At 68.4% G+C, this 21,778-nt stretch carries 20 protein-coding genes; 6 read left to right on the forward strand and 14 right to left on the reverse strand.

Translation table 11 applies throughout. The annotated features are described in order from the left end of the window. Positions 1-5 precede the first annotated feature (5 nt). A complete protein-coding gene (locus tag QRN63_RS19880) occupies positions 6-554 on the reverse strand; it encodes a sigma-70 family RNA polymerase sigma factor (RefSeq protein WP_285032371.1) in 549 nt (182 codons plus the stop codon). A gap of 208 nt (positions 555-762) precedes the next feature. Between QRN63_RS19880 and QRN63_RS19885 the strand changes: the two genes are divergently transcribed. Beyond that, on the forward strand, positions 763-1,677 hold the full coding sequence (locus QRN63_RS19885; RefSeq protein WP_285032373.1) for an MBL fold metallo-hydrolase: 915 nt from the start codon (positions 763-765) through the stop codon (positions 1,675-1,677). A 54-nt stretch (positions 1,678-1,731) separates the two neighbouring features. Here QRN63_RS19885 and QRN63_RS19890 read toward each other — a convergent pair whose 3' ends face one another. The 9 genes from QRN63_RS19890 to QRN63_RS19930 form a co-directional block, all read right to left on the reverse strand. Beyond that, positions 1,732-2,451 carry an SDR family NAD(P)-dependent oxidoreductase gene (locus tag QRN63_RS19890; protein WP_267320543.1) on the reverse strand — a complete coding sequence of 240 codons (720 nt, stop codon included), beginning with the start codon at positions 2,449-2,451 and terminating at the stop codon, positions 1,732-1,734. Then, positions 2,448-3,191: an SDR family oxidoreductase gene (locus QRN63_RS19895; RefSeq protein WP_267320544.1), complete on the reverse strand. Its 744-nt coding sequence runs from the start codon at positions 3,189-3,191 to the stop codon at positions 2,448-2,450. The genes QRN63_RS19890 and QRN63_RS19895 overlap by 4 nt, the downstream gene beginning before the upstream one ends. 96 nt (positions 3,192-3,287) lie before the next feature. Continuing rightward, positions 3,288-3,950 (reverse strand): nitroreductase, encoded by a 663-nt coding sequence (locus tag QRN63_RS19900; protein WP_285032375.1) that lies wholly within the window; start codon positions 3,948-3,950, stop codon positions 3,288-3,290. Continuing rightward, a complete protein-coding gene (locus QRN63_RS19905) occupies positions 3,947-4,345 on the reverse strand; it encodes a cupin domain-containing protein (RefSeq protein WP_285032378.1) in 399 nt (132 codons plus the stop codon). The genes QRN63_RS19900 and QRN63_RS19905 overlap by 4 nt, the downstream gene beginning before the upstream one ends. A gap of 45 nt (positions 4,346-4,390) precedes the next feature. Further along, on the reverse strand, positions 4,391-5,317 hold the full coding sequence (locus tag QRN63_RS19910) for an MBL fold metallo-hydrolase (RefSeq protein ID WP_285032380.1): 927 nt from the start codon (positions 5,315-5,317) through the stop codon (positions 4,391-4,393). Between the two features lie 49 nt (positions 5,318-5,366). Further along, positions 5,367-6,257 carry a hypothetical protein gene (locus QRN63_RS19915; RefSeq protein ID WP_285032382.1) on the reverse strand — a complete coding sequence of 297 codons (891 nt, stop codon included), beginning with the start codon at positions 6,255-6,257 and terminating at the stop codon, positions 5,367-5,369. A gap of 98 nt (positions 6,258-6,355) precedes the next feature. Next, entirely contained in the window at positions 6,356-9,145 is a 2,790-nt protein-coding gene (locus tag QRN63_RS19920) for a helix-turn-helix transcriptional regulator (RefSeq protein WP_285032383.1), read from the reverse strand. A gap of 103 nt (positions 9,146-9,248) precedes the next feature. Then, positions 9,249-10,205: an electron transfer flavoprotein subunit alpha/FixB family protein gene (locus QRN63_RS19925; RefSeq protein ID WP_267316582.1), complete on the reverse strand. Its 957-nt coding sequence runs from the start codon at positions 10,203-10,205 to the stop codon at positions 9,249-9,251. Positions 10,206-10,251: 46 nt separating this feature from the next. Further along, the gene (locus QRN63_RS19930) at positions 10,252-11,052 is read right to left on the reverse strand and encodes an electron transfer flavoprotein subunit beta/FixA family protein (RefSeq protein WP_029119907.1); all 801 of its coding nucleotides are present in this window, start codon (positions 11,050-11,052) and stop codon (positions 10,252-10,254) included. 264 nt (positions 11,053-11,316) lie between these two features. On the opposite strand from QRN63_RS19930, the gene QRN63_RS19935 reads away from it, so the two are divergent. Genes QRN63_RS19935 through QRN63_RS19950 form a run of 4 tightly spaced genes read left to right on the forward strand, consistent with a single transcriptional unit; the run spans position 11,317 to position 16,484 of the window. Then, on the forward strand, positions 11,317-12,117 hold the full coding sequence (locus tag QRN63_RS19935) for a class I SAM-dependent methyltransferase (protein ID WP_502888166.1): 801 nt from the start codon (positions 11,317-11,319) through the stop codon (positions 12,115-12,117). A 29-nt stretch (positions 12,118-12,146) separates the two neighbouring features. Then, complete coding sequence (locus QRN63_RS19940; protein ID WP_285032686.1) at positions 12,147-13,679, forward strand: 1,4-alpha-glucan branching protein domain-containing protein; 1,533 nt, start codon at positions 12,147-12,149, stop codon at positions 13,677-13,679. 28 nt (positions 13,680-13,707) lie between these two features. Next, positions 13,708-14,937 carry a glycosyltransferase family 4 protein gene (locus QRN63_RS19945; RefSeq protein ID WP_267316581.1) on the forward strand — a complete coding sequence of 410 codons (1,230 nt, stop codon included), beginning with the start codon at positions 13,708-13,710 and terminating at the stop codon, positions 14,935-14,937. Positions 14,938-14,996: 59 nt separating this feature from the next. Next, complete coding sequence (locus QRN63_RS19950) at positions 14,997-16,484, forward strand: multicopper oxidase family protein (RefSeq protein ID WP_285032386.1); 1,488 nt, start codon at positions 14,997-14,999, stop codon at positions 16,482-16,484. A 1-nt stretch (position 16,485) separates the two neighbouring features. Here the strand turns inward: QRN63_RS19950 and QRN63_RS19955 are convergent, their stop codons facing one another. After that, complete coding sequence (locus tag QRN63_RS19955) at positions 16,486-17,223, reverse strand: acyltransferase (protein ID WP_155903974.1); 738 nt, start codon at positions 17,221-17,223, stop codon at positions 16,486-16,488. A gap of 64 nt (positions 17,224-17,287) precedes the next feature. On the opposite strand from QRN63_RS19955, the gene QRN63_RS19960 reads away from it, so the two are divergent. Further along, positions 17,288-18,595: an outer membrane protein assembly factor BamB gene (locus tag QRN63_RS19960; protein WP_285032389.1), complete on the forward strand. Its 1,308-nt coding sequence runs from the start codon at positions 17,288-17,290 to the stop codon at positions 18,593-18,595. 55 nt (positions 18,596-18,650) lie between these two features. Here QRN63_RS19960 and QRN63_RS19965 read toward each other — a convergent pair whose 3' ends face one another. The 3 genes from QRN63_RS19965 to QRN63_RS19975 form a co-directional block, all read right to left on the reverse strand. Then, complete coding sequence (locus QRN63_RS19965) at positions 18,651-19,346, reverse strand: esterase (protein ID WP_267316579.1); 696 nt, start codon at positions 19,344-19,346, stop codon at positions 18,651-18,653. A gap of 102 nt (positions 19,347-19,448) precedes the next feature. Beyond that, complete coding sequence (locus QRN63_RS19970) at positions 19,449-20,666, reverse strand: THUMP-like domain-containing protein (RefSeq protein ID WP_285032392.1); 1,218 nt, start codon at positions 20,664-20,666, stop codon at positions 19,449-19,451. Between the two features lie 39 nt (positions 20,667-20,705). Further along, positions 20,706-21,743 (reverse strand): class I SAM-dependent methyltransferase, encoded by a 1,038-nt coding sequence (locus QRN63_RS19975; protein ID WP_285032394.1) that lies wholly within the window; start codon positions 21,741-21,743, stop codon positions 20,706-20,708. Positions 21,744-21,778 lie beyond the last annotated feature (35 nt).

Here is a 21,778-nt window from a genome sequence, read left to right on the forward strand (position 1 = left end):
AGGGTTCAGGCGCTGTCCCGGTGGGCCAGCGCCACGCGCAGCTGCTGCCTGCCGCGCGAAACCCGCGACATCACCGTGCCCATCGGCACACCCATGAGGACAGCGGCCTCGGCATAGGTGTGTCCCTGCACCTCCACGTAGAACATGGCGGCGCGCGCACCTTCTGACAACTCCCCAAACGCGGTCTCGATATCCCCGTCCGCCATGAGGTCGAGCACCTCGACTTCCGCCGAACGGCGGGCTGTCGAGGGTTCATACCCACCGGCGGTGATCACCTCCAGGGGTACCTCCGGCGGGCGGGATTCCCGGTGACGATGCCTGCTGACCCACCGGTTGTGCAGGATGCGGAAGAGCCAGGCGTTGAGATTGGTGCCCTGCTGAAATGATCCGAAGCCCTGATAGGCGTGTAACAGGGTGTCCTGCAACAGATCTTCGGCGTCGGCTTCGCAGCGCGTCAGTCGGCGGGCCCCGCGCCCGAGCGCGTCGAGGAGCGGGACGGCCTCGATGACGAATCGGGCCGCGAGTTCCGAATCCGGCACCGGCACCGCCGTCACGATCAAAGCCTCCCGTCACCTGTGGCGGCGCCGATCGCGCCGCCGAACTCAGACTCGTCGGAAAGCGGCCGGCGCGAACCATTGGAAGTACGTGGTCGACAACCGAATCCGTGGTGCGTGATGGATGAGTTCGCGCGCCGGCGTGCGTTCAACCCCGCACAGGGTCAGATCCATGACGCTGCCGAATGATGTGCCAGAAGGAGACAACGTGAGCTTGGACAGCATTTCCCACCTCGATCGGACGGGGCTCGACGAGTTGGTTCCGTCGCGGTACGCGGTGCCGGTCGGCGACATCGACGTATTGGTGATCAGTGACGGCGTCCTGCCGATCACGGCATCGACGCTGGGCACCAACGTCCCCCCGGCCGAACTGACGGAATGGTTGGACGACAACTTCCTGCCACCCGAGATCGTCGACTGGCCGCTGAATATCGTGGTCGTCCGTAGCGGGGACCGCACGATCCTGGTCGACGCCGGGCTGGGGCTGGAATTTCCGGACTTCCCGCGGGCCGGGCAGACCATCCGGCGACTCGAAGCCGCCGGTGTCGATCTCGGCTCGGTGACCGACGTCGTGCTGACCCACATGCACATGGACCACGTCGGCGGGCTGATCACCGAAGGCGTGAAGGAGCGGTTCCGGCCGGACCTGCGCGTCCACGCGGCCACGGCCGAGGCCGAATTCTGGGCGGCACCTGACTTCTCACACACCGTCATGCCCGGGCCCATCCCGGACGTGCTGCGCCGGTGCGCCACGCAGTTCCTGGATCAGTACAGCGGCCAGCTGCGGACATTCGAGACGGATTACGAAGTGGCGCCGGGCGTTCTCCTCAGCCGCACCGGCGGACACACCCCGGGGCACAGCGTGGTGCGCCTGGAGTCGCGCGGCGAAAAGCTCACCTTCGCCGGCGATGCCGTGTTCGCCCCCGGTTTCGATAACCCCGAGTGGCAGAACGGCTTCGAGCACGACCCCGAAGAGGCGGCCCGCGTCCGCGTTCGCCTGCTACGGGAGGTCGCGGCCACCAAGGAGGCCCTTGTCGCCACGCACCTCCCGTTCCCGTCGGTGTGCCACGTAGCGGCCGTCGGTGACACCTTCCGGTGCGTGCCCGACGTCTGGGACTACTAACCCCAGCGACGAGAACGGCCCCCGGACAACAGATCCGGGGGCCGTTTTCGGCGGTCAGGCGGCGGCGCCGCCGCCATCGGCATGCAGCGTCGACCCGGTGATGAAACTCGACCGTGGCGACGCGAGGAACAGCACGGCCTGCGCGATCTCGCCCGGCTGTGCCGTCCGGCCGAGCGGCAGCGCGCGACCGAGTTCGTCGTTGGTGTCACCCCATTCGGCAGCCACGCCCGGTGTTGCCGTCGGCCCGGGCGCCACACTGTTGACGCGCACGCCCTGCGGTCCGAATTCTGTTGCCCACGTGCGGGTCAACGATTCCAGCGCCGCCTTGGAGGCGCTGTAACTGGATGCCCCGGGGACACCCTTGAACGCGACCATGGAGGTCACGTTGACGATGCTCCCCCGGCCTCGGCGCAACATGCCCGGTACCAGAGCTGCCACCAGGAAGTAGGCGCCGCGCACGTTGGTGTCGAAGGTGGACTCGAATGTCGCCACGTCCTGCTCCACGGTGAGCGCGCCCGGAAAACTGGCGGCGTTGTTGACCACGATGTCGACATCACCGCATTGGCGGGCAAGGCTTTTCACCGATTCGAGATCGGCCAGATCCGCGGCGATGAACCGCACCCCGAGCTCAGCGGCCGCGGCGGCGCCGCGGCCGGCGGAGCGTCCGGTGATGATGACCGACGCACCCTCGGCCGCGAGCAGGCGCGCGGTCTCGAACCCGATTCCCGCGGTCCCGCCCGTCACCAGCGCGGTCAGCCCGGCCAGCTCCGTCACTGCGTGGCCAGCCAGTCCGCCAGGTGCAGGTCCGAGATGATGGCGTCGCCGCTGGTGACCAGACCGGTGTCGCCGACCTTGGTGCCGAAGTAGACGGCTGCGGGGTCGACCACGATCGGCAGGCTTTCCCCGCGATGGGCCAGCGCCAGCTTGGCCAGGCCGGCGAACGTCAGCTTGTCCGGTCCACCGATGTTGACGATGCCGTTGACCGGAGCGGCCTGAGCAACCCGGGCCACTTCGGCGGCGACGTCGGCACCGGCGATCGGCTGGATCAGGCCCTCGGGCACCCGCACCTCGCCGTCGACGGTCAGCGATGCGGTGATCGCCTCGGCGAACTCATGGAACTGCGTGGCCCGCACGATCGTGTACGGCAGCCCCGACTCGGTGATGATGCGTTCCTGGGCGACCTTGGCCCGCATGTACCCGCTGTCGGGCAGGCCGTCGCACCCCACGATCGACAACGCGACGTAGTGCCCGACACGCGCGGCCGTGGCGGCGGCCGTCAGGTTGGTCGCCGACTTGGTGAAGAAGTCCAGCACCGGACCGTCGGAGAAGTCCGGCGAGTTGACGACGTCGACCAGCACGTCGGAACCGGCCAACGCCTCTGCCAGACCCGCGCCGGTCAGGACGTCAGCGCCGCTGTCCCGCGACGCCGCCACGGTTTCGTGGCCGGCTTCTTTGAGCAGCGCGACGACCTTCGAACCGATCTGGCCGCTGGCACCCATCACAGTGATCTTCATCAGACACACCCTTTCGATTTGTTTCGGTTGTGCGGCTTCCACACTGGCAGTCGCACAGGGCCCGCAGACCCCGGAAAGTCCGTAGTCCGCCGACCGTCAGTCGTCGAGGAACACCACGTTGTCGCTGAGCGGATTACGCGGCGTGTCAAGGTGGTTCGCCGGAAAGGCGGGGTCGGGGTAGCCGATCGAGATCCCGCACAGGATGGTGAGCTCCTCGGGGATGCCGAGCTGCGCACGCAGCACCGCCGGATAGAAACTGATCGACACCTGCGCACAACTCCCGAGGCCCCGCTCGGTCAACGCCAGCATGAGCGTCTGCAGGAACATCCCGACACCCATCGCATCGACAGCGCCGAAATCGCGGTGCATGCACACCACCCCGGCGACCGGGGCGCGGAAGAACTCCCAGTTACGCCGTTGCGCGGCCCAGCGGCCTGCCGCATCGCTGCGCTCGATGCCCATCGCGCCGTACACCAGGGCACCGCTTTCCCGACGCAGGTACGCAAATTGGGCCGGCAGGCCCGCCGAACCGACGGCGGGCGGTGCCGCGTCGACCGCAGCGAGGAGCGCGTCGACCAACCGTGCACGCCGGTCCCCGGTGGCGAAGTAGACGTGCCACGGCTGGGTATTGGAGTTCGATGGCGCCCGGATCGCCAGCTCCAGCGCCTCATCGAGCAGTTCCCGCGGAACCGGCTTGTCCGGCAAGAACATCCGTGATGACCGGCGCGACCGGACGATGTCGCCGAACCCGGTCGTCACCGGACTCGCCGGTCCTTGCGGGTCTCGAGTTCCTCGTCATCGACGATCACGAGCATCGGCACGCCGGGCGTGCAGATCATCGTCACCAGAAAGCGCAGTGGGACGTCAGTGCGGTTGTTGGCGTCCGAGTAGTGGATGATGTCGCCACCCGGCTCCCAGAACGCCTCGCCGGCCTTGATCACCCGCGGCGCTTCACCCTCCAATTCGAACAGCATCTCGCCCTCCAAGACATAACCGAACGACGGTCCTCCAGGGTGCCGGTGTGGCGGTGCTCCCGCGCTTCCCGCCGGCCACTCGATTATGGACGTCATCACGTGCGCATCGGCCGGAATGAACGGCGGCGTCACGGTCTGGATGGTCGTGATGGCCTTCATCAGGTCGGCGTTGTCGAACATTGTTTCTCCTCAGTTGAATTCGGTGATCTGACGGCCGACAGGCACTCACGACTCCCACACGGCCGGCACGCACCTGAAGGCGTTGCCCGCGGTCGCCACATGGCAGACCGACGGGAACGGCAGGTGCGTCGCGACCAGCGCCTCGCGAGTCGATGACAGCTCCTGCAACAGCTGGACGCGCACGCGCGCCGCTTCCTCGGGGTCGTGTTCGAAACCGTTGAACCAGTCCGGATGGTCGAATCCAGCCTGCAGCACGGCATCACCGGCGAACGTCAGGCGGTCACCGCCGGACGCCAGCCGGACCACACTGTGCCCCGGCGTGTGCCCGCCGGTGCGATGAACAAGCATTCCCGGCGCCACTTCGTACTCCGTCTCGAATGGCCGTAATACGTTGCGGTACTTGTCCAAAAACCTTGTGGCGGAAGATCGCATCGCGTCCTGCATCGCTTCGTTCACGTTGGTGTGGGAGAAATCGGGCGACTCCCAGAACTCTGCCTCCGCGGCCGCGGTGTGGATTCGCACGTCGGGGCGCAGCCGGTCCTTCACCCCTTCGACGAGCAGGCCGCCGACGTGATCGAAGTGCATGTGCGTGAGGACCACGTCGGTCACGTCCGCGAGGTCGACGCCGGCGGCCGCCAGACGCTCACCCCAATGCCCGGCCCGTGGCGTGAAGTCCTGGTAGTCGACGCCGACTCCGGCGTCGATGAGGATGGTCTGGTCTCCACGGCGGACGACAACCTGATTCAGCGGCAACGCGAGTTCGTCGGGCGGCAGGAACATGTCGTCCAACCAGGCGGCCCGCAGGTCCGGGTCGGCATTGGTGGCCAGCTGCGGAGACGACATCGGCAGGACGCCGTCGCTGATCACCACGACGTCGATGTCGCCGACCGTCAGCGCGTAATACGACGGCACCGGTTGGTCGGGTTCGCGGCCACCAGCCGGTGCGGTGGATGCCGCTGTCTGAAGCCTCATGCCTTGTCCCCTTCCACGGTCCCGGACCGCGTGGCCCTGGCTGCGGTATTCAGCTTCGTCGCGATGCAACCTGCTCGGACCCTTGAAAGCCCGTAGTCGAAACCGGGTGGAGCCACCGCGCGATATTGGCGACGTAGTCCTTGAAGATCGCCAGCCGCGCCGGGTCGTCCCCGATCTGCGTGCCGGGAAGATCGGACACGAACGACGGTGCACCCGCGGTGAGATCCCAGTTGTAGTCGGCGAAGTGGTGGAACGTGGACTCGGCGACCGCGCGCCCGATCGGGCGGCCGTCCGGTGACCGTTCCCCATCGACAGCGACGGCAAGGTTGAAGTGCCGGCCGGTCGCGGTACTGCGGCCTTTCGCGATGGCGCGGGCGAGCGGAGGATTCTGGGACACCATTCCCTCATGCGGATGCGCGGGGAACCATTCGACGTGCCCGCTTGCGGTGCGGTTCGTACGGAGCAGCTCGTGCGGCTCACCATCGATCAACACCGGTTGGTAGTCGCCATTGGCGCCGGAGTGGTAGTTGGGCCACGAGATGTGCGGATTGTCCTGGTCGTCGCAGCGCTCGTCGGGATCGAGGCTCGGGTCGTGGAATTCGTTGACCACACCGAGAAATCCGAGGCGGTTCAGGCAACAGCCGAGGTCCTGGTGATCGCGCGCGGTGAGTACACCGCCGCCGCGCTCGCGGAACCGCCGGATACCGTCGGCGTCGGCCGGCGTCAGGCCGTCACCGACATCGACTGCCAACAGCCACAACTGGTCGAAATCGAACTCGTCCAGCCGGCTCAGCACCGGGTCGTCGGCATGGCACGACCGGTTGCGTGCGGTCACGTCATGACCGCGCGCTCGCAGTTCGTCCGCCACCATCGAGAACCGGCTGATGTCCCAATCGTCGGCGCACTCGATGATGGTCGTCTGCAACAGGATGCGGGACACAGAACTCTCTTCGCTTCAAGGGTTTTCGCGGAATGCGATCAGCATGGCCGATCGCGGTCCACGGCGGACCCTTGGAAGTTCGTGGTCCGTGGCGCAGTTCAGCTCACGGGGAAGACCGTGCGCAATTGCCGCCGCGACGTGATGCCGAGCTTGACGAAGACCTTCCGCAGATGCCACTCGACGGTGTGCGTGCTGATGAACAGCTGGGCCCCGATCTCCTGGTTGGTCAGACCGCCGGCGGCCAGTTCGGCGATCTGGGCCTCTTGGGTTGTCAGCTCGTCACCGGAACTGACCGGCTCCTTGCGGACCTTCTTCCCAGCGGCGATCAGCTCGCGGCGCGTCCGTTCCGCGAATGCCTCGGCACCCATGCGGTTGAACATCTCGAACGCCGCTCCGAGGTGCTCTCGCGCTGCCACGCGACGGTTCATGCGGCGCAGCCATTCACCGTGACACAGATGGGCACGGGCCAGTAGGAAGACGACGCCGGTGCGCCCGAGCCGTTCGACGGCCTCGGTGTACTGCGCATCCGCGTCCTCGTCGGCGGCCACCAGGGCGCGCGCGTAGGCGAGCGCCCCCAGCCCCCAGTCGGTGCCGCTGGTACCCGCGCGCGCAGCCAGCCGCTGCACGGCCCACTCCGCAGTTCCCTTGTCCCCCAAACGCGTCGCGGCCTCGACGAGCTCGATCAGGCTCCAGCTGTAGAAGCCCAGATCGTCATACTCGCAACAGTTTCTGGCCGCGGCGAACGCTTCGGCGTAGCGCCCGAGTCCGTTGTAGAGGACAGCCGAAAGAAACCCTGTGACGCCGAGTGCCCGGCCTTCGCCACGTGCCGCCGCATCGGCCGCTGCGGACTCGATGGGGCCGATGGCGTCAGCCGCGATCCCCCGAAATGCCGCGAACGACAGCGAGTGGTACCGCAACGGCGCATAGTCGGTCGCCGCCGAGATGACGGCGGCCTCGGCGATAAGCGCTGCCGCCGTGTCGAATTCGCCTGCCAGCAGATGCACGCCGGCCCCGAACGCCAGCGCGGACGGAAGCACGGCCAGGGCGCCGGCATCGCGCGCCTGGCGAATCGCGGCGGTGGCCAGTAGTCGGTGGATGCCGTCGTCCCAGATCTCGTCGACGGCAGATTCCTGCACGATGGCCAGTCCCAGCGGCATCCACCGCAGGACCTGGCCGTCGGCGTCCTGTGCGTGCCGGCATATGAGCTCCAGCGCGGCACGCATCTGCTCGGTACCACCGCCGGTGGTGATGCGGCTGGCCACACCACTCAACAAGAGGTCGACGGGTCGGTCCAGGTCGGTTCCGTGGCCCAGCGCAGCCCCCGCGGCCTCGGCCACCTGTACCAGCATGTCCGGCCCGCCGAGCCGTCCGGCATACATCGCCGCGGCGAGAGCTTCGAGATACGTCTCTCGGGCGAGGCCGTCATCAAGCGACTCAAGACGTTTCGCAGCCGCCAGCAACGCCTGGACTGACTCACTGAGCGGCAGCACGCCGGCACCACCGCCACGGCTGCGAGCGAACTGCATCTGGGCCCGCAACCGATCCACTTGCGCCCGTTGCAGATCCGTCAGTGGCCCGAGTTCGGCGATCGACAGGAGTTCGTACGCCGCGGCCGGAGCCGCCGCGTCGCGTTTGGCCTGTGCCGCCGCGAGCGCCCTGGCCGCGCGCACTGCCGGGTCTGCAGTGAGCACCGTCGCACGTTCGAGAAAGGCCGCCGCCGCAGCGATGCCGCCCTTGCTCTGGGCCCGGCCGGCGGATCGCTCCAGGTCCGCGGCCACCGCGTCGTCGGGTCCTGCCGCCGCGTGGGCGAAATGCCACGCCCGACGGTCGGGGTCGTGCCGCGGATCGGTGGCCTCGGCCAGCGCCCGGTGGACCGATCGGCGCTCGTTCACATCGGCGGCACGATAGATCGCCGAACGCATCAACGGATGGCCGAACCGCACCCGCGCGCCGAACTCGATCAGACCCGCCGCCTCGGCCGGCGCCAGCGCACCGACGGACAGCCCCAAAGTCGTTGCGGCCCGCTGGAATAGCGCCGCATCCCCCACCGGATCGGCAGCAGCGAGGAACAACAGTCGCTGGGCAGCCGGTGGCAGCGCCTCGACGCGCCGCCGGTAGGCGTCCTCGAGCTGAACCATGACGCTGCGCCCAGCGCCCATGTTCCAGAAACCACCGGCGAGCTCGGCGGCAGAAACACTGCGGGGAATCTCGAGGAGTGCGAGCGGGATCCCCCGTGTCTCGGCGACAACGCGGTCGCGCACGCGCTCGTCGACACGCCCCAACAGCACCGAGTCCAGCAGGCCCCTGGCGTCGGCATCCGACAACCTCGTGACCGCCAGTTCCGGCAGGCTCCGCAGCGCCTGCGCTCCGGCATCGCGGGCCGCGAACAGCAGCACGACGGGCTCGGCGAGGAAGCGCCGCGCGACGAAGGCGAGGGTCTGCACCGACACCTCATCGAGCCACTGCGCGTCGTCGACCACACACAACAGCGGCTGGTCCGCCGTCGCGGCGGCCAGCAGGCTCAGCACCGCGAGCCCCACCAGGAAACGGTCCGGCGCCGCCCCGGCACCGCGGCCGAAGGCCACGTCCAACGCTTCGCGCTGCGGCGTCGGCAGCTCGTCCAGGTGATGCAGCAGCGGCCCGCACAGCTGCTGCAGGCCCGCGTATGCCAGCTCCATATCGGATTCGACGCCCGTCACCTGGACACAGCGAAATCCGCCAGCGGCGTCGACGGCATGCCGCAGCAGCGCGGTCTTCCCGATTCCCGCCTCGCCGCGCAGGACCAGCACCTGGCTGCTGCCCGACCGTGCGGCCGACAGCAGACCGCGCAGCGTCGTGATCTCTTTGTCGCGGCCGCGCAAGACCGGCCCGCGATCCTGGCTCGACATCGGCACCACCGTATCTAGTTGCTGTCAGTAGTCATCCCCGGACACGAAAGTGCCCCAAAACCGAGGTTTTGGGGCACTTTCGCTTCTGCTCACGCAGAGAAAACTAGCCCTTGCGAGCCTTGATGGCGTCGGTCAGCTGCGGGGCGACCTGGAACAGGTCACCCACGATGCCGAGGTCGGCGATCTCGAAGATCGGGGCCTCTTCGTCCTTGTTGACCGCGACGATGGTCTTGGACGTCTGCATGCCGGCGCGGTGCTGGATGGCGCCCGAGATGCCCAGGGCGATGTACAGCTGCGGGGCGACGGTCTTACCGGTCTGGCCGACCTGGAACTGACCGCCGTAGTAGCCCGAGTCGACCGCGGCACGCGAAGCACCGACGGCACCGCCGAGCGAGTCGGCCAGGGCCTCGACGACCGCGAAGTTGTCGGCGCTGCCGACACCACGGCCACCGGCGACCACGACGCTGGCCTCGGTGAGCTCCGGACGGTCACCGGCGACGGCCGGTTCGCGCTTGGTGATCTTGGTGGCGTTCTCGGCCTGGGCCGGAACCTCGACGTTGACGACCTCACCGGCGCCGTCGGCGGCTTCAGCTTCAATGGCACCCGGACGGACCGCGATCACCGGGAGCACGTCGTTGGCCTGCGCCTCGACGGTGTAGGCGCCACCGAAGATGCTGTGGACGCCGATGCCACCGGCCTTGACGTCGACGACGTCGACCAGCAGGCCGGCACCCAGGCGGGCGGCCAGCCGACCGGCGACCTCTTTGCCCTCGGTGCTGGCGACGGTCAGAACCGCGGCGGGGCCGGCCGATTCGACGAGAGCCTCCAGCACGTCGACGGTCGGGGTGACCAGGAAGTTGGCCGCGTCGGCCGACTCGGCGACGTAGATCTTGGCCGCACCGGCGGCCTTGAGGGCGTCGGTCAGCGGCGCGGCGGTGCCGGGGGCACCCACCACTACTGCCGACGGCTCACCGAGCACACGGGCAGCGGTGATCAGTTCGGTGCTCACCTTCTTGAGGGCACCATCGGCGTGCTCGACGAGCACAAGTACTTCAGCCATGCGTATTTGCCTCTGTGTCTTTCTGGAAGTTTCGGTGTGGTGGGGGCTAGATCAGCTTCTGACCAACGAGGTACTCGGCGATCTTGTTGCCGCCCTCGCCCTCGTCGGCGATCTTCTCGCCCGCGGCCTTGGCCGGCTTCGGCGTCGACGACAGCACCTTGCTGCTGGCGTTGGCGACACCGACCTCGTCGGCCTCGACACCGATCTCGGCCAGCGTCAGCACGGTGACCGGCTTCTTCTTGGCGGCCATGATGCCCTTGAACGACGGGAAGCGGGCCTCGCCGATGCGCTCGTTGACGCTCACGACGGCCGGCAGGGTGGCCTCCAGGCCGAAGACGCCCTCGTCGGTCTCGCGCTCGCCGGTGACCTTGCCGCCCTCGACGGAGATGCTGCGCAGGGAGGTCAGCTGCGGCAGGCCCAGCAGCTCGGCGATGACGGCCGGAACCGCGCCACCGACGCCGTCGGTGGACTCGTTGCCACCGATGACCAGCTCGGCACCCTCGATGGTGCCCAGCGCGCGGGCCAGGGTCCAACCGGTCTGGACGATGTCCGAGCCCTTGAGCTGGTCGTCCTTCACGTGCACCGCGTTGTCGGCGCCCATGGACAGAGCCTTGCGGATGGCCTCGGTGGCCCGCTCCGGTCCGACGGTCAGCACGGTGACGGTGCCGGCGCCGCCGGCGGCCTCTTCCTTCTCCTTGATCTGCAGCGCGGCCTCGACGGCGCGCTCGTTGATCTCGTCGAGCACCGCGTCCGCGGACTCGCGGTCGAGGGTGAAGTCGCCGTCGTTGAGCTTGCGCTCCGACTCATAGTCAGGGACCTGTTTGATCAGGACCACGATGTTCGTCATGGGTGTGGTTCGTCCTCCTCGATGAGGCCGGCGGTCGGCCTGGCATTCACGATTAACGCAACGACCAACATGTTACTACTCGGTAACTTATGTGGCATGGCGCAGGAACACCATAGCTGGTCGAACGCGGCCCGAGGATGCCGCCTTTTGTTTTCTTGACCACACTTGAAGGGGTTCGGCAGCATGGCAGAACCAGCAGGTGGGACGGCCCAACCGATCGGGCCTGGGAATTCATGGACCACTCTGAGCTAGCCTGCCTATCTAATGAGCACTTTTCCCGAAACCCAGCCGGACAGCCACGCGCAGTCAGTGCCAGTCATGCCACTGACCGGTGAGCGCACGGTCCCGGACCTGGCGGAGGAGAACTACTGGTTCCGGCGCCACGAGGTCGTGTACCGGCGACTGGTCGAACGCTGCCGTGACCGCGACGTGCTGGAGGCCGGAGCCGGCGAAGGCTACGGCGCCGACCTCATCGCCGATGTCGCGCGCCGGGTGATCGGGCTGGACTACGACGAGTCCTCGGTGGCGCACATCCGCGCGCGCTACCCGAGGGTCGAGATGCTGCACGGCAACCTGGCCGCGCTGCCGCTGCCCGACGCCTCGGTCGACATCGTGGTCAACTTCCAGGTGATCGAACACCTTTGGGACCAAGGACAATTCGTCGCCGAGTGCCTGCGGGTGCTGCGACCGGGTGGCGTGCTGCTGATGTCCACGCCCAACCGGATCACCTTCACCCCCGGCAGCGACACCCCGCTGAACCCGTTCCACACCCGGGAACTGAACGCCGCCGAGATGACGGAACTGCTGACCGAGCAGGGTTTCGTCATGGAGGCCATGCTCGGCGTCTATCACGGCGCCGGGCTGCGTGAGCTCGACGCCCGGCACGGCGGGTCCATCATCCAGGCCCAGATCGACCGCGCCGTGGCCGACGCGCCCTGGCCCGCAGATCTGCTCGCCGACGTCGCCGCGGTGACGATCGACGACTTCGATCTGCTGAACGCCGACGCCGCCGGTGTCGATATCGACGACAGCCTCGACCTGGTGGCAATCGCGGTGCGGCCGTGAGTGATTCATCGACCGCACCAGTACCGGGGATGTTCACCCTGGTGCTGCACACGCACCTGCCGTGGCTGGCGCACCATGGCCGCTGGCCCGTCGGCGAAGAGTGGCTGTACCAGTCGTGGGCAACGGCCTACCTGCCTCTGACGCGCGTGCTGCGCGAGCTGGCCGAGGAAGGTCGCGGCCACCTGCTGACCCTGGGCATGACGCCCGTCGTCACCGCTCAGCTCGACGATCCGTACTGCCTGGCCGGCATGCAGCAGTGGCTGTCCAACTGGCAGCTGCGCGCGCTGGAGGCGACGACTGTCCGCGACGGCGGCGGCGCACCCGAGACCTTCAACTCACCGGAAGCGTTACGCGCCTTCGGTGTTCACGAGCACCAGCAGGCCGGCGCGGCACTCGCCGAGTTCGCCGACCACTGGCAGCACGGCGGCAGCCCGGTCCTGCGGCAGCTCATCGGCGCGGGCACCATCGAACTTCTCGGCGGGCCGCTGTCGCATCCGTTCCAGCCGCTGCTCAACCCGCGGCTGCGCGAGTTCGCACTGCGCGAGGGCCTGGCCGACGCCGGCGCCCGCTTCGCGCACACCCCGGGCGGCATCTGGGCACCGGAATGCGCCTATGCCCCCGGTATGGAAACCGGCTACGCGGCCGCCGGCGTCACCCACTTCATGGTCGACGGCCCGTCGCTGCACGGCGACACCGCCCTCGGCCGCCCCGTGGGTGAGTCGGACGTCGTCGCCTTCGGCCGTGACCTGCAGGTCAGTTACCGCGTGTGGTCCCCCAAGTCCGGCTATCCGGGGCACCCGGCCTACCGCGACTTCCACACCTACGACCACCTCACCGGCCTCAAGCCGGCGCGGGTCACCGGCCGCACCATCCCGTCGGAGTCGAAGGCCCCCTACGAGCCCGAACGAGCCACCGCCGCCATCGACGCACACGTCACGGATTTCGTGAACACGGTGCGGCGCCGGCTGATCTCGGAGTCCGAGCGCGCCGGGCGCCCGGCGCACGTCGTCGCCGCGTTCGACACCGAACTGTTCGGGCACTGGTGGCATGAGGGACCGGAGTGGCTGGGGCGGGTATTGCGGGCGCTGCCGGCCGCGGGCGTCCAGGTCGGCACCCTGTCGGATGCGATCAACAGGGGCTTCGTCGGCTCCCCCGTCGAACTGCCGCCCAGTTCCTGGGGCTCGGGCAAGGACTGGCAGGTCTGGTCCGGCGAGCAGGTCGCCGACTTCGTGACACTCAACACCGAGGTCGTCGATACCGCGCTGACCACGGTGGACAAGGCCCTGGCGCAGGATTCGGCCTACCCGGCGCGGGACCGCGTCGCCGATCAGATCCTGCGGGAAGCCCTGCTGACCGTCTCGAGCGACTGGCCGTTCATGGTGAGCAAAGACACCGCGGCGGAATATGCTCGCTATCGCGCGCACCTGCACGCGCACGCCACCCGGGAGATCGCCGGTGCCCTTGCGTCTGGACGGCGCGATCAGGCCCAGAAGCTCGCGGAAGGTTGGAATCGCGCCGACGGACTGTTCGGCGCCCTGGACGCGCGGAGGTTGCCGCGATGAGCACTCGCGCGAAGAGCAGAAGGCACCGATGAAAATCCTCATGGTCTCGTGGGAGTACCCACCCGTGGTGATCGGTGGCCTCGGACGCCACGTCCACCATCTGGCTGTCGAATTGGCCGCCGTCGGCCACGAGGTCGTGGTGCTGTGCCGCCGACCCGCCGACACCGACCCGAGCACGCACCCAACCACCAACGAGGTGCACGAAGGCGTGTGGGTGATCTCCGCGGCCCTCGACCCGAACGAGTTCAAATTCGGCACCGACATGATGGCCTGGACACTGGCCATGGGGCACGCCATGATTCGCGCCGGACTGAGCCTGCGCGACTGGACCCCGGACGTCGTGCACGCCCACGACTGGCTGGTCGCCCACCCCGCCGTGACCCTGGCCGAGTTCTTCGATGTGCCACTGGTCTCGACGATCCACGCCACCGAGGCCGGCCGGCATTCGGGCTGGCTCTCCGGCCCGGTGAGCCGCCAGGTGCACTCGCTGGAATCGTGGCTCGTGCACGAGTCCGACTCGCTCATCACCTGCTCGGTGTCCATGGGCGAGGAGATCACCGAGCTGTTCGGACCCGAGCTGCCCGACGTGAGCGTGATCTGCAACGGCATCGACACCGCCGGCTGGCCGTTTGCGATGCGGCGCGAGCATGACGGCCCGGCCGAGCTGCTGTTCGTCGGCCGGCTCGAGTACGAGAAGGGCGTGCACGACGTCATCGCCGCCCTGCCCCGAATCCGCCGGACCCACCCCGGCACCACGCTGACCATCGCGGGCGACGGCACCCAGTACGACTGGCTGGTCGAGGAAGCCCGCAAGGCCAAGGTCAGCAAGGTGACGAATTTTGTTGGCCGCGTTGACCATTCAGGTCTGCTGGAACTGCTGCACCGGGCCGACGCCGCGGTCCTGCCGAGCCATTACGAACCGTTCGGCATCGTCGCGCTGGAAGCCGCCGCGGCCGGTACGCCACTGGTGACCTCCAACGTCGGCGGGCTCGGTGAAGCGGTGATCAACGGCAAGACGGGTGTCTCCTGTCCGCCGCGCAACGTCGGCGCGCTGGCGTCCGCGGTCCGCAAGGTGCTCGACGACCCCGCGGGCGCGCAGCAGCGCGCCCTCGCCGCGCGCGACCGGTTGAACCACGACTTCTCGTGGCAGCACGTTGCCGCCGAGACCTCGGACGTCTACCTGGCCGCCAAACGTGGCGAGCGCCTGCCGCACGCGCGTCGTCCCATCGTCGAACGGCCGCTGCCCGACCGCGGCTGAGGTTTCTCGCGAGCTGATCCGGCTTGACGGATATACCCCCCGGGGGTACAAACGGCAGAGTGTTCACTCGCCGTAGTTTCCTGATCGCCTCTGCCGTCACCGGCGCGTCCGCGCTGGCCGGCGCCGCCGCGTGCAGCAGGACGCCGTCCCCCGCCGCGGCCGGCGGCGTCGACCAGAAGGCCATTGCCGCGGCCGAGGCCGCCCGCCCGCACACCGGGCGCACCGTCTCGGTGGCGCTGCGCCCGCAGCCGGCGACCGTCGACCTCGGCGGGGTCACCGTCCAGACGCTCGCGTATGGCGACCAGGTGCCGGGCCCGCTGGTCCGCGCGTCGGTGGGCGACGAATTGTCGGTCCGCGTGTCCAACGGGCTCGACCATGACACTTCGGTGCACTGGCACGGCATCGCCCTGCGGGGCGACATGGACGGCGCGTCCCCCGCGACACCGAACATCAAGCCCGGCAACGACTTCACCTACACGTTCTCCGTCCCACACGCCGGCACCTACTGGGCACATCCGCACACCGGCCTCGACGCGGACTACGGGCTGTACCTGCCGGTGGTCATCGACGACCCCGCGGACGGCGGCCGTTATGACGCGGAATGGATTGTGGTGCTTGACGATTGGACTTCGGGCGCCGGCAAGTCACCCCAGCAGATCTACGACGGCCTGCGTGCCATGGCGGGCATGGGCGGCCACGACATGAGCGGCATGGGTGACATGCCCATGGCGACGAGCACGCTGCTCGGCGGTGACGCCGGCGACGTCAAGTACCCGTACTTCCTTGCCAATGGCCGGATTCCGTCCGCACCAACGGTTTTCAACGCCACGCCGGGCCAGCGCATCCGGCTGCGCATCATCAACGCCGGCGCCGACACCGCGTTCCGGGTGGCGCTGGCCGGGCACCGCATGACCGTCACTCATACCGACGGCTTCCCCGTCGACCCCGTGGACGTGGACGCACTGTTGCTCGGCATGGGTGAGCGCTACGACGTCATCGTCACGGCAGGTTCGGGCGTCTTCCCGATGGTGGCGGTGGCCGAAGGCAAGGACGGCGCTGCGCGAGCTCTGCTCGCCACCGGCGCCGGCACCGCGCCGGACCCCGCGTTCCGTCCGGCGGAGCTGAACCGGAAGGTCGGCACCGTCGCCGACTTCACGGCCGCTTCGGCCGTCGACCTCGGACCCCTCACGCCCGATGTCTCGCTGGCCGCGGAACTCACCGGCTCGATGATGAAGTACGACTGGGGCATCAACGGGCGGGGCTTCGACAACCGGCAGGTCCTGACCATCCGCCAGGGGCAGCGCGCCACCGTAACCTTCACCAACTCGACGACCATGTGGCATCCCATGCACCTGCACGGGCACACGTTCCAGGTGCTGCAGCCCGACGGCCGGCGCGGCCCGCGCAAGGACACGCTCATCGTGTTGCCCAAGCAGAAGCTGACCGTCGCGCTCGTCGCCGACAACCCCGGTGACTGGATGCTGCACTGCCACAACGCCTATCACCAGGAGGCGGGCATGATGACGACGCTCGACTACACGAGCTGAGTTACCGCGAGCTCTTCTTCCGCTCGATGTCGGCCAGGGCCCGGGCGAGTTCCTCGCGCTCGGCGGCCGAGGTCTCCCAGTCCAGCTTGCGGTTCCTGACCACCTTGGCCGGGGCACCCACAGCTATGGAGAAGTCCGGAATCTCGCCCTTGACCACCGCGTGGGCACCGAGCACGCAGCCGCGGCCGATGCTGGTGTTGCGCAGGATCGTCACCTTGGCGGCGACCCAGGTGTCCGGGCCGATCCGCACCGGGCCCTTGATGATGCCCTGGTCCTTGATCGGCAGCTCCATGCTGTCCATCTTGTGGTCGAAGTCGCAGACGTAGCACCAGTCGGCCATCAGCGCCGACTCACCGATCTCGATGTCGAGGTAGGTGTTGATGACGTTGTCGCGCCCAAGCACCACCTTGTCACCGAACCGCAGCGAGCCCTCATGGCAGCGGATGGTGTTCTTGTCGCCGATGTGGACCCACCGGCCGATCTCCATCTGCGCCAGTTCGGGGGTGCACTGAATCTCCACGCCCTTGCCGAGGAACACCATGCCGCGGGTGATGATGTGCGGGTTGGCCAGCTTGAATTTGAGCAGCCGGAAGTACCGCACCAGGTACCAGGGGGTGTACGCCTTGTTGTCGAGCACCCACTTCAGCGACTCACGGGTGAGGAAGCGCGCCTGCCGCGGATCGCGCAGCCGCGAACCTCGCCATCGTTTGTGAATCGGTGCGCCCCACATCGTCGTCATGGCCGGAAAGCCTACGCGAGGCGAAATCGGACATTCGCCGGTCTCGGGCTAGTCTCGGGACTCGATGCCTGCACACCGAATCCGCCGCCTCGCCGTCATTGCTGTTGCCGCGGTCACCTTGGCCGTTGCCGGGTGCGACAACACCGACTCCTGGGTCAAAGCGCACCCCTCGGACGGCTGGCCGGCGCAGTACGGCAACGCCGCCAACAGCAGCTACACCGCGCTGGCCGGGGCAAGCAGCCTGAAGCAGGACTGGGCGCGCTCGGCCAAGGGCAATATCGGCGCACAGGTGATCCTCGGCTCCGGTAGCTATCTGGCCATCAACGCCCAGTCGGCCAATGGTTGCTCGCTGATGGTGTGGGAAAGCGACCAGCACGGTCGCCAGCGCTGGTGCACGCGCCTCTGGCCGGGCCCGGGACCAGGTGGCCCGCTCTCCAGTCCCTTGTTCGATGGCTTCGACAACATGTACGTCGGCCAGCCCGGCGCGATCATGTCGTTCCCGCCGACGCAGTGGATCCGCTGGCGCCAGCCGGTGATCGGGATGCCGACGACACCGCGCATCCTGTCGCCCGGTCAGCTCCTCGTCATGACGCATCTGGGCCAGGTGCTGGTGTTCGACGCGCACCGCGGCCAGACCATCGGCGCCCCGCTGGACCTCGTCAGCGGCGTCGACCCCGCCGACTCGGCGCGCGGCCTCGCCGACTGCCAAGCCGCCAAAGCGGCCTGCCCCATCTCGGCGGCGCCCGCCTACTCCCCTGACACCAACATGGTGGTGCTGGGCCTGTGGCAGCCGGGGACCGATGCCCCTGCCCTCGTCGGGTTGCGCTATCACGAGGGCCAGACGCCGCTGCTGACCCGCGAATGGAGCAGCACCGCGGTCGGGGCCGGCCCGATCGCCAGCCCGGTGCTGTCCGCCGACGGCAAGACCGTGTACGTCAACGGCCGCGACCAGCACCTCTGGGCAGTGAACTCCGCCGACGGCAAGGCCAAATGGTCGGTCAATCTCGGCTTCCAGCCGCAGACACCGCCGTCGGTGACGCCGGACGGTCTGGTCGTCGCCGGAGGCGGGCCCCAGACCAAGCTCACCGCGGTCAAGGACAAGGGCGACAAGGGCGAGGTGGCGTGGACGCGTACCGACGTCGAGCCGCTGACGACGTCCACGCGCGCCGGTAGCGATGTCGGATACGTCGTGGTCCGCGACGGCCAGGCCGGCCAGGCGTTGGTGGTCTTCTCCCCCGCCGACGGCCACACCGTGAACAGCTACCCGCTACCGGGCGCCACGGGCTGGCCTGTCGGGGTGTCCGTCGGGCACGACAAGCGCGTCGTCACGGCGACGAGCGACGGCCAGGTCTACGCGTTCGCCCCGGCCTGATCAGCGATCTGTGCACGAAAATCCGCGGCCCGCGCGAAAAATCGTGCACGAATCGCTAGGCCAGCATCCCCTCGATCGGCGCTCGCGGCACCGTCACCTGCACCGCGCCGGCGGATTCCGGTAGCACCTGTCCCTGGCTGAAGAAGAAGATCAGCGAGTCGTTGGTGATCGCGAAGTTCTGGTAGGTCTCAGGGTCCAGCCCGGCTGCCGGCGGCAGCAGCACCGGCTGCGCGGACTGGCGGACCAATTCGCCCTGAACCATCGGCAGGATCACCGGAAACGGTTGTGCGCCAGGTGCGAACAGGTTCTCGATGGTGATCGGCTTGCGCTGGACCAGGTCCCACGTGAACGTCTTGTAGAACGTCTGCGGGTGCGCCCCACCGACATCCTGGAACGTCTTGAACACGACAGACTGGGTGTTGCGGGGCGGGATCGCCGCCGTGTACTGCGTCGCGGTGGTGTCGAGCTCGTACGAGGTTTCGTGCGGCCCAGGCATCTTCGCGACGTTGACATACCCGTCACGGGTCTGCGTGATGTAGTCGACGACCGCCTGCTGATCCGGGTAATCGATGGGATAGCTGATGTTGAGCGCGTAGCCACGGGTGGTGTCGCGAATCTGGCACATCCGCGAGCCGTCGAGGACGCCGCCCAGGTCCGGGCACTTCGCCGGGGTCGCGGCCGCAAGAGGCATGCCGAGCCAACCGACCGCGCCTGAAGCAGCGATCACTGCGGCGAGTGCGGGTAGGCGCATCTGGTGAATCCTCCGGGGATGAATGAATGGCGGCACATCGCCGCCGGTTCCAGCGTACCTGTCACCCCTACCCGTCCCGGGCATGAACTGCGATCAGGTGTTTCAGCGCGACGGCCGGCAAATGAAGGCCGTCGGCCGGGCGGCGGCCGCGGCGCCGATGCGCGTGATCACGACCGAGAGCTGCGCGCCCGACCGCTGTAGCTTCAGTTTGGCGCGCAACGTATCCGGGTCGACGTCGACGCCGCGCACCAGGATTTCGACGGCCGACGCCCCGTGCGCCGACAGCGCCTGCCGGAGCCGTTTCTCGTTGTAGGCGATCTGTTCGACAACCTCGAAACCCCTTGTGCCACTCGGCAACTCGTCGCCAGTGAGATACGCGATCGCCGGGTCCAGCTGCCACAGGCCATGCCGCGCCGCATAGTGGCGCACCAGGCCGGCCCGCACCACCGCACCGTCGGGGTCGACGATCCACCGCCCCGCGGGCCCCGAGGGGCAGTCGCCGGGATCGGCATCGGTGAACTCCTCGGCCACCGCGCCGGTCTTGTCCAGCACGGTGGCACGGCGGGTAACCCCGGCGGGGGCCAGCCCTGGTGACCACAGACACGCCTCCCGGACGCTGCCGGCCAGCGACGTGATCTGCACCTCGCCGCGGAATCCCAGCTCGGACAGCTGGCCGAAGTCGACGCCGGGAGCGCATTTCACCACCAGGTCGCGACCCCGGTAGACCTCGAGCAGCTCGTCCAGTGGCGGGGCGTAATCGCGGGGATCGAACTTGCGCCGTCCCGAACTGCGCCGGGCCGGGTCGACGACCACCACGGCGTCCCGCGTGATCGGGCGGAGCGCGTCGGCGCGACACAGCAGTGCGTGGGCGCCGACGTTGTGGCGCGCCATGGCCAGCCGGACCGCATCGAGATCGCTGCCGATGAGCGGGGACGCCGAGTCGTCGTCACCGCCGCCCGAACGGCTCAGGGCGGCAAGTTCGGTCCCGACAGAACACGTCGCGTCATGCACGGCGCGGCCGGACAGCCGCCGCGCCCGATGGACGGCGACGGCCCCGGCGGTGGCCTGCTGCAGCGCCTCGTCGGTGAACAGCCAACCGGTGACGTCGCCGAGCTCGCCGAGTTTTGCGGCGGCCCGACGCCGCAGCAGCACGGTCTCGACCAGCACTGCCGCGCGGTCACCGAAACGTGAACGCGCCCAGGCGATGTCGGATACCCGATGGGCATCTGTCAGCGGCCGGGCGGCCACCTCGGCGAGCGCCTCCTGACCGGCTCCGGTCAGGTAGGCGACATCGTCGAGCGTGAAGGCATAACCGCTCACGTCAGAGCGTCAGGAGCGTCGGGTCCGTCAGGGACACCGTCAGGACGGCTTGACCCCGGTGATCATCACGTTGTAGAACCAGCCCTTCGGCACGACGCGGCGCCACACGTTGGCATCGAACCAGCTCAGCGTGGTCCAGCCGCCGAACGCGAACTTGGCCCACTTGAAGCCGAGCTTGCCCGGGGGCACCGTCGACTCGAAGGTCCGCACCGGCCAGCCCAGCATGGCGGCGGTGAATTCCTCACTGGCGGTGGCGACTTCGACCGCACCGGCGTTGGTCGCCATGCGTTCCAGGTCGGCGGGCTCGAAGGTGTGCAGGTCGACGATCCACTCGAGCGCGGCGGCGCGGGAGTTCTCGTCGAGCTCCTCCTGCGGCCGGCGCCAGGACTCCAGGCCCGGCAGCTTCATGGCCGCGACGGTGGTCTTCCAGGTGAGATCCGCCAGGCGACGGGCGTAGAAGTTACCGACGGTGGTGGGCTCGCCGGCGAAGATGAACCGGCCACCCGGCTTGAGCACGCGGACGACCTCGCGCAGCGACAGTTCCACGTCGGGAATGTGGTGCAGCACCGCGTGTCCGACGACGAGGTCGAAGGTGTTGTCCTCGTAGGGGATTCCCTCCGCGTCGGCGACGCGGCCGTCGATGTCCAGGCCGAGGGCCTGGCCGTTGCGGGTGGCCACCTTGACCATGCCCGGGGACAGGTCGGTGACGGAGCCGCGGCGGGCGACGCCGGCCTGGATCAGGTTCAGCAGGAAGAAGCCGGTGCCACAGCCGAGTTCGAGGGCGCGGTCGTAGGGCAGCTGGCGCTGGACCTCGTCGGGCACGATGGCGTCGAAGCGGCCGCGGGCGTAGTCGATGCACCGCTGGTCGTACGAGATCGACCACTTGTCGTCGTAGCTCTCGGCTTCCCAGTCGTGGTACAGAATCTGGGCCAGCTTGGTGTCGTGGCGTGCCGCCTCGACCTGCTCGGCGGTCGCGTGCGGGTTGGGCGCCTGGTCAACAGCCTGCTCAACTACGTCGGATACCTTGGCGGCAGCGTCGGCTGCGGCGACCTCGGACGTCTGGTCGGTACTCGTCATGCAGGTCAGCCTAACTGCCCGGTCACCGGGAGTTC

Source organism: Mycolicibacterium sp. lyk4-40-TYG-92 (assembly GCF_030209435.1).
GTDB lineage: Bacteria > Actinomycetota > Actinomycetes > Mycobacteriales > Mycobacteriaceae > Mycobacterium.